Origin of the sequence: Burkholderia multivorans ATCC BAA-247 (assembly GCF_000959525.1) — a bacterium.
GTDB lineage: Bacteria > Pseudomonadota > Gammaproteobacteria > Burkholderiales > Burkholderiaceae > Burkholderia > Burkholderia multivorans.
In genome coordinates, this window is the sequence record NZ_CP009832.1 from 1,249,633 (window position 1) to 1,262,372 (window position 12,740).

The window sequence follows — 12,740 nt, forward strand, 5'->3', positions numbered from 1 at the left end:
AAGGAACCCGCATGAAACAGTATCTCGACCTCGTTCGCACCATCCTCGACACCGGCACCTGGCAGGAGAACCGCACGGGCATCCGCACCATCAGCATGCCGGGCGCGATGTTGCGGTTCGACCTGCAGCAGGGCTTCCCGGCCGTCACGACGAAGAAACTTGCGTTCAAGTCCGCGATCGGCGAGCTGATCGGCTTTCTGCGCGCATCGCGCAGCGCGGCCGATTTCCGCGCGCTCGGCTGCAAGGTCTGGGACGCCAACGCGAACGAGAACGCGCAATGGCTCGCGAATCCGTACCGGCAGGGCGTCGACGATCTGGGCGACGTGTACGGCGTGCAGTGGCGCCAGTGGCCGGGCTACAAGGTGCTCGACGCGCACGCGGACGCGCAGCTCGCCGACGCGCAGCGCCGAGGTTTCCGGATCGTCACGCGCTTCGACGAGGATGGCGCGCAGAAGGTGCTGCTGTACAAGGCGATCGATCAGCTGCGTCAGTGTCTCGACACGATCATGGAGAATCCCGCCGATCGACGCATTCTGTTTCATGCGTGGAATCCGGCGGTCCTCGACCAGATCGCGCTGCCCGCCTGCCATCTGCTGTACCAGTTCCTGCCCAACGTCGCGAAGCGCGAAATCTCGCTGTGCCTGTATATCCGCAGCAACGACGTCGGGCTCGGCACGCCGTTCAACCTGACCGAAGGCGCGGCGCTGCTGTCGCTCGTCGGCCGGTTGACGGGCTATACGCCGCGCTGGTTCACGTACTTCATCGGCGATGCGCATATCTACGAGAACCAGCTCGACATGCTGCAGCAGCAGCTCAAGCGCGAGCCGTACGAAAGCCCGCGGCTCGTGATCGCCGATCGCGTGCCGGAATACGCGAAAACCGGCGTCTACGAGCCGGAATGGCTCGAACGCGTCGAGCCGTCGGATTTCTCGCTGGTCGGCTACCGACACCATGAGCCGCTGACCGCGCCGATGGCGGTCTGACGGCCCGGCGGCCGGCTCGGCCGTTCCGCTCGGCAACGACGAAGGCCCGACCGGTGTATGCCGGTCGGGCCTTCGTCGTTTGGGCGGGCGCGCCGCTCAGTGTCGGCGCCGTTCGTCGTCGTGCGGTGGGTTGGCGGGATGCGGCGCCTCCGCGTGCGGCGCCGGCTGCGGACGCGGCTCGATATGCGGTGCGGGCATCGGCGCGCGCTGTTCGACATGCGGTGCAGGCATCGACGGATGCGATTCCATGCGCGGTGCCGGCGGCTGCGGGCGCGGCATTTCGCGCGCCACCGCGGGCGGCCGGAATTCGTTCGCGCGCGGCGGGGCGGCGTCGTGGCGCGGCGCCGGTTGCGCGAATTCGCGCTGCGGTCGCGGGGCCGGCACCGCGCGTTCCGGCTGCGGCTGGGGTTGAGCGTGACGGGCCGGTTCGCGGAAGTCGGGGCGCGGTTGCGGGATCTGCGCCGTTTGAAGCGGCGGTTGCGCGGACGTGCGCGGGGCTTCGCGCCGCGCGTTCGATTGCTCCGGAGCCTGTCGGGCGTCGGGCGCATGCTGCGCCTGAGCCGGCTGTGCGACGCCGTGTAAAGGCGGCGCCGCGTGCCCGCCCGCGCCCGGCAGCGCAGCCGTAGCGGCCGGCGCCGGAGTCGGGCGCTGACGCACGAGCGGCGTATGCGGCTGCATCCACGCAGGCTCCGGCCGGGCAGCGGCGGGCTGTCCGCCATGCGCGGCATCGGCCACGCCCGCCGCTGTCGCGGGCGGATGCGGGACTGCTCCTGCGCCGGCGAACGCTGCGCGCGCCTGCGCGCTGCCGGGCGCGTGCGCGGCGTCGCCGTTCGCGGCAGGCGGCATGGCGTGTCCCTCGACCGCCGGTCTCGCGCCGTTCGGCCCATGCGGTCCCACGAATGCAACGGCGCCCGGCACACCGGGTCGTCCCGCCTGAGCCGGCATCGGCGCCGCGGCGCCCGGCGCTGCCGTCGCGTTGCGCGGCGCCGGATGCACGATCGGACCGTGCGGATTCACGAGCTGCACGTTGCGCATCGCCCATGCGCCCGTGTGCGCGGCGCCCGGCACGCGCACGGGCCGCGCCGCGTAATCGGGCGGCACGCTCGTCTTCGCGATCGGCGTGCCGGCGCCCGGCACGTGTTCGCCCTTGCGCACCAGATGCGCGGCCGCCTGATCGCGATACGCGGCCGGTACGGCCGGATTGCGCGTGGCGACGAACGGATGCTGGCCGATCGCGGCGGGCGGCCGATAGCTCGCGGTACGCAGGCCGCCCGTGAAGCTTTGCCGCACCGGCGCAATGCCCGGCGTGCCCGGCACCACGTGCGCGTTGCGCCATTGCCGCGGATCGACGTGCTGCGCAAAGCGCGCGACCGGCTGGCCGTGCACGAACGCGGTCGCGGGCACGGCCGCGATCGCATGCGGCGCGCCGAAATTCACGTACGTGTTGTGCACGTTCGTCACGTTCACGGTGTTGTTCACGGTAATCCGGTTCACGCGTTCGTAGTAGTGCGGACTCCATCCGCCCCAGGCCGGATGCCACGGCTCGCCCGGTCCGAGCGCGAACCACGCGCAGCCGGCCGCGGCGACGCCGCCGACCGTCAGCGCGACGCTCCAGTCGGGCCCGTCGCCGCCGCCGACGAACGCGACGAGCGCCGGCGCATAGGCGGGCGGCGCGCTGACGGCCGTCGGCCCCGGCACCCACGCCCAGCGATCGTCGACGTAGGCCCAGCGACCGTAGTGATAGGGCGCGAAGCCCCATGGCGCGTCGTCGACCCAGGTCCAGCCCCAGGGCGCCTGCCAGATCCAGTGGCCGTCGTGATACGGCGCCCAGTCGGCCGGCGTGTCGTTCGGCACCCAGACGGGGCCGTACGCCGGCGTGTCGCGCCACGTGCCGTTCGCGTCGAGGTCCTGATAGCCGGGGATGTCGCGGGACACGTAGCGGGCCGACACCGACCGGTCCTCGGCCGCGTCGCGTCCCGCGGCCCACCGGTCGAGCGCGTCGGGCGGCGGCGCGGCCGACTGCTGCGCGATCTGCAGGTCGGTGCCGGTAAACACGGCCTGTTGCCCGGCGGAGAGCGGATATTGGCCGTTGCTGCCGTAGACCGTCGCGCTGCCGCTGCGCACGGTGACCGTCGTGCTTGCGCCATCGGGCGCGACGTCGACGCGATAATCGCCCGGCGCCGTAATGCCGAGCGCGAGGTTCGGCGTATCGATTTCGTACGACGTGCCGGCCGGTAGCGCGCGCACGTGCGTCGAGAGCGTGCCGAGGCCGACTTTCAGCTGCGTCGTCGAATCGTCGAGGTTCAGCACCGACAGGCTCGTCGAGGCGCCGAGGCGCACCGCGGTCGAGCCGATGTGCAGTTCCGAGCGGGCGCCGGCGTCGTTCCAGAGCTGATCGCCGGTCGTGAGCGGCCGGTTCACCGCGGCATACGACCATGCGTCGGTGCCGGCCGGCTCGGTCGTCACCGCGCCGGACAGGTAGTTCAGCCGCGCGACGCGACCGGGCGGGTCGCCGGCGGACGGCTGCGCAGCCGCCGCATACGGTGCGGGTGCGGCCGTTTGCGCGAAAACGGGCGGCACCGCGGCGAGCGCCGCGACGGCGAACAGCGTGACGCGCGTGGTGCGCTTGCGCGCGAACAGAAAAGCCATGGTGAGCGATGGTCGTGATGTCGGCACGTCGATTCGTGCCGCTCGATTCACGATATCCGCTCGACCTGTTTCAGTGCGCTGCGTTTTGTAAGTCCGATCGGCGGCGATGTAACAAAACCTGTCCATCGCGCCTCGCTGTCGTGCGCGCGCAATGTGTGCGTCAGCCGGTCGTCAGCCAGGCGTCGAGCGCCTGCTGTCCGGGCACCGTCACGCGCAGCACGCGCGGGCGCGACGTGCGCTCGACCCAGCCGTGCGCGCAGAAGCTGTCGAGCATCGCGGCGCCGAGCGCGCCGCCCAGATGCGCGCGGCGCTCGCTCCAGTCCAGGCACTCGCACGCGAAGCGGCGCCGCCGCGCGCGCTGCTGCGCGACGTCGATGCCCCAGCGCGCGAGCGCTTGCGCGCCGAGTTCGGTCGTCTCGATCGCATCGCCGTTCGCGTGCAGCCAGCCGCGCGCGTTCAGACTGTCGAAGATGCGCACTGCGAGTTCGCCCGCCATGTGGTCGTAGCAGGTGCGCGCGTAGCGCAGCTCGGCCGGCACCGTGCGCGAGGGCGGCGGCACCGGCCGGTGCGGCGCGGCCGCGCGCGCGACGTTCGCGAGCGCTTCGAGCGATGCGGCGATGTCGGCCGACGCCAGCCGGAAGTAGCGGTGCCGGCCGCGCACCTCGAGGGCGAGCAGCCCGCCTTCGGTCAGCCGCGCGAGGTGCGCACTCGCCGCGGACGGCGACAGCCCCGCGATCATCGTCAGCTCCCCGGCCGGGCGCGCGCTGCCGTCCATCAGCGCCCACAGCATCGCCGCGCGGCCCGGGTCGGCCAGTAGCGCGCCGATGCGGTTCAGGCCCGGAAAGTGGTGATCGTCGTGGTCGCTCATCGTCGTCTCGCGTCTGGGAATGATTCGCAGTGTAGGCGCTGCCGGCATTCGATGTTTCGGGCCCGGCTGAAATGTCGATGCGGCCCCACGCAGCGGCACAGCCGCCGACAGCCGCCGACCGGCGCAGCGCGGATCCGCAGCGGCAGCCGCGCCGCGCGTAGAATGGGCGAACGCGGCGGCAGCGGGCCGCCGCGATCCGACACGATGCAACGATGAAGACGTTTTTCTGTCTGCTGGCGGCCGTGCTCGTGTGCGCCGCGTGCGCGCAGGGCGGCGCCGCCGAGCGAGGCGGCAGCCTCGAAATGTACGGGACGATCGATCAGGGCGTGACGGTCCGCTATTGAGGGCTCCGTTGCGCGGCGCGTTGTCGCAGTGCAACGTATAATCGCGCCGTTACAGCGCCGCTGTTGCCTGGAGTTAAACGATGTCCCATTCGTCCCCCGTTCCGGCTCCCCTCGACCGCAACGAAACCGTATTCCGCTTCCTCGCCGAACCGTCGTCCGTGAACTTCGGCGGCAAGGTGCACGGCGGCGCGCTGATGAAATGGATCGACGAGGTCGCATATGCATGCGCGGCGGTCTGGTCGAGCCGCTACTGCGTGACGGTCAGCGTCGGCAACATCCGCTTCCAGCGTCCGATCCTCGTCGGCAACCTCGTCGAGCTGAAGGCGCGCGTCGTCGCGACCGGGCGCACCAGCATGCACATTCACGTGTCCGTGCATGCCGGCGATCCGAAGGGCGGCGTACTGCGTCAGACGACCGATTGTCTCGTCGTGTTCGTGGCCGTCGACGAGAACGGCAATCCGCTGCCGGTGCCGACGTTCGTGCCGGAAACCGACGAGCAGAAGCGGCTCGCGAAATACGCGATGGACGTGCGCGCGGCACTCGACAAGATCGTCGAGATGAAGCCGGAAGAAGTCGCGAAGGGCGAAGTGTGACGACGCGGGGGCGCGTGCGCCCCCGTTTGCATTGCGCCGCGCGGGCCGACGCTCAGCGTGTGCCGACCATCTGCTCCGGCCTGACCCACTCGTCGAATTCCGCCTCGGTCAGATAACCGAGCGCCAGCGCGGCGGCCTTCAGCGTCGTGCCTTCCTTGTGCGCCTTTTTCGCGATCTGCGCGGCCTTGTCGTAGCCGATATGCGGATTGAGCGCGGTCACGAGCATCAGCGATTCGTTCAGCAGCAAATCGATGCGCGCGCGGTTCGGCTCGATGCCCACCGCGCAGTGATCGTTGAAGCTCTGCGCGCCGTCCGCGAGCAGCCGGACCGACTGCAGCACGTTGTGCGCGATCATCGGCCGGAACACGTTCAGCTCGAAATTGCCGCTTGCGCCGCCGACGTTCACCGCGACGTCGTTGCCGAACACCTGGCAGCACAGCATCGTGACGGCTTCCGACTGCGTCGGATTGACCTTGCCCGGCATGATCGAGCTGCCGGGCTCGTTTTCGGGGATCGACAACTCGCCGAGCCCGCAGCGCGGGCCGCTCGCGAGCCAGCGCACGTCGTTCGCGATCTTCATCAGGCCCGCCGCGACGGTCTTCAGCGCGCCGTGCGCGAACACCAGCGCGTCGGCGGCCGCCATCACCTCGAACTTGTTCGGCGCCGTGACGAACGGCAGCTTCGTCAGGCGGCCGATCTCGCCGGCCACGCGCGCCGCGAATTCCGGATGCGCGTTCAGCCCGGTGCCGACCGCGGTGCCGCCGAGCGCGAGCTCGTAAAGATGCGGCAGCGCCGATTCGACATGCCGGATGCCCTGGTCGAGCTGCGCAACGTAGCCTGAGAACTCCTGGCCGAGCGTGAGCGGCGTCGCGTCCTGCAGGTGCGTGCGGCCGATCTTCACGATGTCGGCGAACGCCTTCGACTTCGCGTCGAGCGTCGCGCGCAGCGTGCGCAGCGCGGGCAGCAGATGATTGACGATCGCGTACGCGGCCGCGACGTGCATCGCGGTCGGGAACACGTCGTTCGACGACTGGCCGCGGTTCACGTCGTCGTTCGGATGAACCTTGCGCGCTTCGCCGCGCTCGCCGCCCATCAGCTCGCTCGCGCGGTTCGCGATCACTTCGTTCAGGTTCATGTTGGTCTGCGTGCCGGAGCCCGTCTGCCAGACCGCGAGCGGGAATTCGCGCGCATGCTTGCCGGCGATGATCTCGTCGGCCGCGGCAATGATCGCCTGCGCTTTGTCGTCGGCGAGCACGCCGAGCGACTGGTTCACGGCCGCCGCCGCGCGCTTGACGATCGCCAGCGCATGGATCAGCTCGGGCGACTGTTTTTCCGTCGAGATCCGGAAATTCTGCAGCGAGCGCTCGGTTTGCGCGCCCCAGAGCCGGTCGGCCGGGACGGCGATCTCGCCGAACGTGTCGCGTTCCATCCGGACTGCTTCGTTCATGATGCACTCCTCGAGAAAAGGGGAAGGCCGCGCGGCGCGCGGCGAGGGCGTATCGTGAGGCGTGTGGGTGTTCAGTCGACAAGCATAGCGCCGGCCGCGATTTCGCGTCGTGTCGCGCTCAGCGCGCGGCGCTCGCCAACGACGCGCTCTTCAGATGGAAGCGCCACGCCATCAGCGCGGCGACGCTCGCGAGGCCGGCCGCGAGCCCCCACCACAGGCCGCGCGCGCCGAGTCCGGCATGGAACGCGAGCCAGTAGCCGGTCGGAAAGCCGATTCCCCAGTAGCCGAAGGTCGCCGCGAGCATCGGGATGCGCGTGTCCTTGAGCCCGCGCAACGCGCCCGACGCGACGGTCTGCATCCCGTCGACGATCTGGAATACCGCGGCGATGCCGAGCAGCGACGCGGCGAGTGCGACCGTGCCGGCGTTCGCCGGATCGTCGAGATGCAGGTAGAGCCCGACGATCGTGTGCGGCGCGACGATCATCACGAGGCCGGACAGCGACATGAACGCGATGCCGAGCCCGAGCGCGACGAAGCCCGCATGGCGTGCGGCGACCGGTTCGCCGGCGCCGACCCAGTAGCCGACGCGCACGTTCGCCGCCTGGCCGATCGCGAGCGGCACCATGAACGACACCGATGCGACGTTCAGCGCGATCTGGTGCGCGGCGAGCGAGGTCGCGCCGAGCACGCCGACCGTCAGCCCGGTCGCGAGGAACAGCGTCGACTCGACCCCGTAGGTGATCGCGACGGGCCAGCCGATCCCGATCAGCTCGCCCATCACCGGCAGCTTCGGGCGCGCGGCCGTCACGAAATGGCGAAAGCGCTGGCGCCCGTGCAGCAGCCAGATCAGCGCGAGCGCGGTCAGCCAGATCGTGATCGTCGTCGCGACGGCCGAACCCAGAAAGCCGAGCCGCGGCAGCCCGAACGCGCCGTGAATCAGCCCGTAGTTCAGCACGGCGTTCACGCCGACGCCGCCGATCGACACCCACAGCAAGCGGCGTGCCGCGCCGATCGCCGGCAGGAACGCGCGCATGAGGCCGACGCCGATCAGGCTGCCGAGCGCCGCGAAGCGCAGGATGCCCGTGTACTGGCCGACGTGATGCGCGAGCGTCGGCGGTTCGTGGAACATCAGCAGGATCGGTTCGGCGAGCGACAGCGCGACGATCGCCGGAATCGCGAGCAGCACCGACAGCACGAAGCCGGTCCAGTAGATGTGCGGCACGCGATCGTCGGCCTGCGCGCCGCGCGCATGCGCGACGCTGACGCTGACCGACGACAGCACACCCTGCAGCACGGTGACGATCACGAAGAAGAAGTTCGCCCCAAGGCCGCCGGCCGCGAGCGAATCGGGGCCGAGCGAGCCGAGCAGCACCGTGTCGGTGACGCTCATCGCCATCTGCGAGAGCTGTGCGATCGCGAGCGGCGCGGCGAGGCGCGCGGTATCGGCGGCGTGACGGGACAGGGACGGCGGCGCGGCGGCCGTCCGCGTAAGACCGGAATGCGACATGGAGAGGGCGCTCGCGCGAGTGCGGGCCCGCGCTGCCTGTATTTATTTTGAGAGACGGCTAGCTTACGGCTTTATTCGCACGGTGTCGAACGCGCGCGGCGATGGCCATGTCGCGGACAGGGGGAACGCTACGCGCCGCCGTGCACGGCGATGCGCGTATCGCCGAACAGCACGACCTGGCCAGCCCGAATCTTGCAGGTCTTGCGCAGCTCGACCGCGCCGTCGACTTTCACCGCGCCGGACGCGACGATCATCTTCGCGGTGCCGCCGCTGTCGGCGAGGCCTGTGATCTTCAGAAGGTTGTGCAGCTCGACGTAGTCGCCGGTCAGCGTGAAATCCAGATTGGGCATGACGAAAGTGCGCGCGATGCGCGGGAGGAATCGCCCCGCATCATACGGCACCGCGCGCCGGCGCGCGAGCGGGCCGGATGTGAGCGAGTGTGAGCGATTCGTCAGCAAATGAAACCGTGGGTAACAGTCTGAGAGATTGCAGAACCGGCTGCATCGGCCGCGTGTCTCTCGCGTTACCTGCTGCATGTTTTCGCAGCGGGCGACGCGACGGATCGCACCGACGCGGTTCGCGCCCACAACTCTTGAGGAGGATTGTCATGTCCAAGATTCGTACGATGCTGATCGGTGCCGCGCTGACGGCGTTTGCCACTTCGGCCGCCTTCGCCCAGACGGGTACGGCTGCGCAGGGCACGGCCGGCGCTGGCGCGCAGACGCAGGCGCCGGGCGCCGGAATGGGTGCGGGTGCAGGCGCAGGCGTGGGGACGGGCGCAGGTACAGGCACAGGCACGGGCGCTGCGGCAGGTACGCAGGGTGGCGCCGGCATGAGCGGGTCGGGTAACGCGGTCGGCGGTGCGACGGATTCGGTCGGCGCAGCGGCGAACGGCGCGAACGACACGACCGGGTCGGCCGTTCATTCGACGAAGAAGCATATGAAGCACACCGCGAAGTCGGCCAAGCATCGCGCAGGCTCGACGAACTCGAAGGTCGGCGACGCGGCAACCGAAGGCGCCGGCGTTCAGGGCGGTGCGTCGGCGGGCGCCGGCTCGCAGTAAGCCGGCGATCGCGGCTCGCCGCGCGGCGCTCGTCCCTGACGGCGCGCCGTGACGGCGGTCACCGGGCGGCCCGGTTCGCGCTGAGGCGGACCGGGCCGCCCGTTTCGTTGGTGCGGCGCGAACTCAGGGCCGGCGCTGGCCGTGCTCCGGCCCTGGCGCGGGCCGCGCGGCGGCCGGCGTGAACACGCTGCGCAGCCACGCGGCGAGCCGCGCGAAGATGTCGTACGGCTCGTCGACGAAGATTTCCGGTTTCAGCAGCCGCAGGTATTCCATGATCTGCTGCGCTTCCTGCTTCTGGAACGAACCGTGCGAGAGGCCGAGCCGCAACAGCCCGCGCAGTTCGCCGAGCTTGTCGCGCGCGGCGCTGCCGACGCTCATCTCGCACGCGAGCTTCGCTTCGTAGATCCGCTGGCGCAGCGATTCCGCGAGCCGCCAGGCGGGCGTCTGCATCATCTCCTCGAGCGTGCGGATGTCGTGCACCGCGCCCTTGATCTGCGCGGCGAGCGGGTCGACCATCGACGCGTCGGCCTGCGCTTCCGCGACGATCGCCTTCGCCCAGTCGCGGCAGGCCTTCGCGAGTTCGTCCGGCGTCCATTCGGCGCGCGATGCGAACCCGAAACCGTATTCGCCGGCCTGCCGCATCAGGATCGCGACGACATCCGGAAATTCCTTGTCGAGCGTGCGCTTTGCCCAGGCGTACTGGCCGCCTTCGAGCATGCGCTGCACCGCGTGCTCGGTGAGCGGCGTCATGTTGTCGAGCAGCTTTGCGCGCAGGAAGTCCTCGAACGACGGTGTCGCGAAATGCGGGTCGAGTTTCAGCGATACGCGCAGGAACGCATCGTAGTCCTTGCGCAGCGACGCGACGGTGTCGTCCTTCAGGGAAAGGGTGATCTGGCCCATGAATCGTCTCGATGGCGGCCCACGCGCGCGGCGGCCGACGCGGCTGCCGCTGCCGGCGCTGCGTCGACGGGCCGGTTCGTGCGGAGGCCGATGGCGGGTCTTCACCCGCTATATCGACACGTGCGGCGCAAACTTGAGCGCGCGGCGTCGACTGCGCGATCGCGCGGGCCGGCGCGCGGCCGCTAGGCACCCGCCCAGTGCGGCAGCACGACGCCTTGCCAGACGAAGAACACGGCCAGGCCGACCGCGATCGTCACGAGCGGGCGGCGCGTGGTCGCCGATACGAGCACCGCGGCCAGCGCACCGACGAGCTGCGGGTTGCGCCACGTCAGTTCGGCCGCGCCGCCGTGCGGCGACACCGTCATCGGCACGATGATCGCGGTCAGCACGGTGACGGGGACGAAGGCGAGCGCCGTGCGCACGAGCGGCGGGAAGGTCAGCCGTTCGCCGAACAGGAACAGCGTCGTGCGGATCGCGTAGGTAATGACGGCCATCCCGAGGATCAGCAGCGCGTAGCTCACGATGCGGCCTCCGAGCGCGTGCCGGCCTGCGCGCGCTCGTGCCGCAGCGTCAGCAGCACGCCGATCGCGACGCCGACCGCGACAGCGCCGAGCAGCCCGAGCTTGTACGGCCATCCTTGCCAGAAATACGCGAGCGTGCCGGCCGTTGCGGCCGCCGCGAGATAGCGCAGCGTGCCGAGCTGCGGGACGACGATCGCGATGAAGGTCGCCGCCATCGCGAAGTCGAGGCCGAGCGACTGCAGGCCCGGGAACGCGGCGCCGAAGCCGATGCCGGCGAGTGTCCATATCTGCCAGTTCAGGTACATCGCGAGCCCGGAACCGAAGAAGTAGTGGGGGCCGATCGTGCCGGGCGGGAAATGCCGGTAGTGCGCGTACGCGACGGCGAACACTTCGTCGGTCATCAGCGCGCCGAGCGTCGCGCGCCAGCGCAGCGGCAGATGCGCGACGTACGGCGCGAGCGTCGCGCTATAGAGCAGATGGCGCAGGTTCACGATGAACGTCGTCGCGAGCACGACGACGAAGCTCGCGCTGCCGGCGATCAGGCCGAGCGCGATGAACTGCGCGGAGCCGGCGAAGACGGCGAGCGACATCAGCGCGCCGTGCCAGGCGGCGAGCGGGCCGCCGCTGACCAGCGTGCCGAAGATCACGCCGAACGGCGCGGCGCCGATCATCATCGGGATCGTGTCGCGCGCGCCGTCGAGCCATTCGTTGAGCGGCCGGCGTGCGGCCGGGCGCGGTGTCGGGGATGCGGGTGGTGTCTCCATGTCGGCGAGAATAGCGGTCGTGCGCGCGGCCGGCTTGTACGTTCTTGCGCCGCCGCGCTCGCGCGGGCGCGCAACGGTCGTGCCCGCGGCTGCCGACCCATGCAAGCGTAGAGAGGCGATGCGGCCGGCCGCGCGTCTACCGCGCCTGCCAGCGTCCCGGCGGCACGCCGAACATCCGCTTGAAATGCCGCGTGAAGTGGCTCTGGTCGACGAAACCGCTGGCGGCCGCGACGTCGGCGACCGGCACGCCCGCGCGCAGCGGCGCGAGGGCGCGCTGCAGCCGCAGCTGGTTGCGCCACGCATGCGGCGGCATCCCGGTCGCGCGCGTGAACAGGCGCGCCGCGTGAAACGGCGACAGCCCCGCCGCCTGTGCGACCTCGTCGAGCGTGACGGTGGCGGTCAAATCGGCCGCGAGCCGCTCGCGCATCACCTCGACGCGCGGTTCGTCGGCGGCGAGCGGGGCGGGGCGCGGCCGCGTGTCCGCGTGCCGCACGATCAGCGTCGACAGCGCGTCGAGCATCGCCGTTTCCGCGGCGAGCGGATCGTAGGCGCGTGCCGCGTGGGGCGGCCGTACGTCGGTGTCCTCGCTGTAGCCGGCCCATGCGTCGCGCGCACGCGCGGCTGCCGTGCTGCCGGCTTCCATCATCCGGTGCGCGCACGCGAGGCGCGCGGCGAGATCGGCATCGCGGATCACGTCGGGCGGGAACCACGGCGCGTTCTGCGGGCGGCCGACGATCGCATCGGCGAGCGAGCGGATGAAGTCGACCGGCACGTAGCTCACGCGATAGCGCCAGCCTTCGTCCGCGCCGCGCGAGCCCGTATGCACTTCGCCGGGATTGATGACGGGGATGGTGCCCGCTTCCGCGACGTAACCGCTGCCGCGATAGGTGAAGCGCTCCGCGCCTTCGAGGATGACGGGGATCGTGTAGGCGTCGTGCCAGTGCGGCGCGAACGCATGGTCGCGATAGGTTGCGGTGACGAGATCGGCGTCCGGCAGCAGCGGCGTACGCCAGTAGCGGGCGGAGTCTCGAAGGCGGCGATCGGCCATGGTCGTGCTCGGCGCGCAGCGTTCGATTCGGCGGCGGATCGAGCGCGCGCGAT

General features: G+C 70.5%; 13 protein-coding genes. 4 read left to right on the top strand and 9 right to left on the bottom strand.

The annotated features are described in order from the left end of the window. The first annotated feature begins 11 nt into the window (after window positions 1–11). Complete coding sequence (locus tag NP80_RS18280; protein ID WP_006400684.1) at window positions 12–983, top strand: thymidylate synthase; 972 nt, start codon at window positions 12–14, stop codon at window positions 981–983. A gap of 96 nt (window positions 984–1,079) precedes the next feature. Here NP80_RS18280 and NP80_RS18285 read toward each other — a convergent pair whose 3' ends face one another. Both NP80_RS18285 and NP80_RS18290 read right to left on the bottom strand, forming a co-directional pair. Beyond that, complete coding sequence (locus tag NP80_RS18285) at window positions 1,080–3,632, bottom strand: DUF6600 domain-containing protein (protein ID WP_035945046.1); 2,553 nt, start codon at window positions 3,630–3,632, stop codon at window positions 1,080–1,082. A 160-nt stretch (window positions 3,633–3,792) separates the two neighbouring features. After that, the gene (locus NP80_RS18290) at window positions 3,793–4,500 is read right to left on the bottom strand and encodes an ArsR/SmtB family transcription factor (RefSeq protein WP_006400682.1); all 708 of its coding nucleotides are present in this window, start codon (window positions 4,498–4,500) and stop codon (window positions 3,793–3,795) included. Between the two features lie 212 nt (window positions 4,501–4,712). On the opposite strand from NP80_RS18290, the gene NP80_RS31855 reads away from it, so the two are divergent. Further along, window positions 4,713–4,844: a hypothetical protein gene (locus tag NP80_RS31855; RefSeq protein ID WP_006400681.1), complete on the top strand. Its 132-nt coding sequence runs from the start codon at window positions 4,713–4,715 to the stop codon at window positions 4,842–4,844. Window positions 4,845–4,924: 80 nt separating this feature from the next. After that, window positions 4,925–5,437, top strand: a complete 513-nt coding sequence (locus NP80_RS18295) for an acyl-CoA thioesterase (protein WP_006400680.1) — start codon at window positions 4,925–4,927, stop codon at window positions 5,435–5,437. Between the two features lie 52 nt (window positions 5,438–5,489). On the opposite strand, the gene fumC is transcribed toward NP80_RS18295, so the two are convergent. From fumC to NP80_RS18310, 3 genes are all read right to left on the bottom strand, one after another. Further along, complete coding sequence (fumC, locus tag NP80_RS18300) at window positions 5,490–6,884, bottom strand: class II fumarate hydratase (RefSeq protein WP_006400679.1); 1,395 nt, start codon at window positions 6,882–6,884, stop codon at window positions 5,490–5,492. Between the two features lie 118 nt (window positions 6,885–7,002). After that, window positions 7,003–8,391 (bottom strand): multidrug efflux MATE transporter NorM, encoded by a 1,389-nt coding sequence (gene norM / locus NP80_RS18305; RefSeq protein WP_006400678.1) that lies wholly within the window; start codon window positions 8,389–8,391, stop codon window positions 7,003–7,005. A gap of 128 nt (window positions 8,392–8,519) precedes the next feature. Beyond that, window positions 8,520–8,741: an RNA-binding S4 domain-containing protein gene (locus tag NP80_RS18310; RefSeq protein ID WP_006406220.1), complete on the bottom strand. Its 222-nt coding sequence runs from the start codon at window positions 8,739–8,741 to the stop codon at window positions 8,520–8,522. A 257-nt stretch (window positions 8,742–8,998) separates the two neighbouring features. Here NP80_RS18310 and NP80_RS18315 point away from each other — a divergent pair, with 257 nt between their 5' ends. Beyond that, window positions 8,999–9,454 (top strand): hypothetical protein, encoded by a 456-nt coding sequence (locus tag NP80_RS18315; RefSeq protein ID WP_006400675.1) that lies wholly within the window; start codon window positions 8,999–9,001, stop codon window positions 9,452–9,454. A 123-nt stretch (window positions 9,455–9,577) separates the two neighbouring features. On the opposite strand, the gene NP80_RS18320 is transcribed toward NP80_RS18315, so the two are convergent. The 4 genes from NP80_RS18320 to NP80_RS18335 form a co-directional block, all read right to left on the bottom strand. Next, on the bottom strand, window positions 9,578–10,354 hold the full coding sequence (locus NP80_RS18320) for a DUF4088 family protein (RefSeq protein ID WP_006403032.1): 777 nt from the start codon (window positions 10,352–10,354) through the stop codon (window positions 9,578–9,580). Window positions 10,355–10,536: 182 nt separating this feature from the next. Beyond that, window positions 10,537–10,875, bottom strand: coding sequence for an AzlD domain-containing protein (locus NP80_RS18325; protein WP_006403031.1), 339 nt, complete (start codon window positions 10,873–10,875; stop codon window positions 10,537–10,539). Then, window positions 10,872–11,639, bottom strand: a complete 768-nt coding sequence (locus tag NP80_RS18330; RefSeq protein WP_035489357.1) for an AzlC family ABC transporter permease — start codon at window positions 11,637–11,639, stop codon at window positions 10,872–10,874. Before NP80_RS18330 ends, NP80_RS18325 begins: the two co-directional genes overlap by 4 nt. A gap of 136 nt (window positions 11,640–11,775) precedes the next feature. Further along, on the bottom strand, window positions 11,776–12,687 hold the full coding sequence (locus NP80_RS18335) for an AraC family transcriptional regulator (protein ID WP_006408126.1): 912 nt from the start codon (window positions 12,685–12,687) through the stop codon (window positions 11,776–11,778). Between the last annotated feature and the right edge of the window lie 53 nt (window positions 12,688–12,740).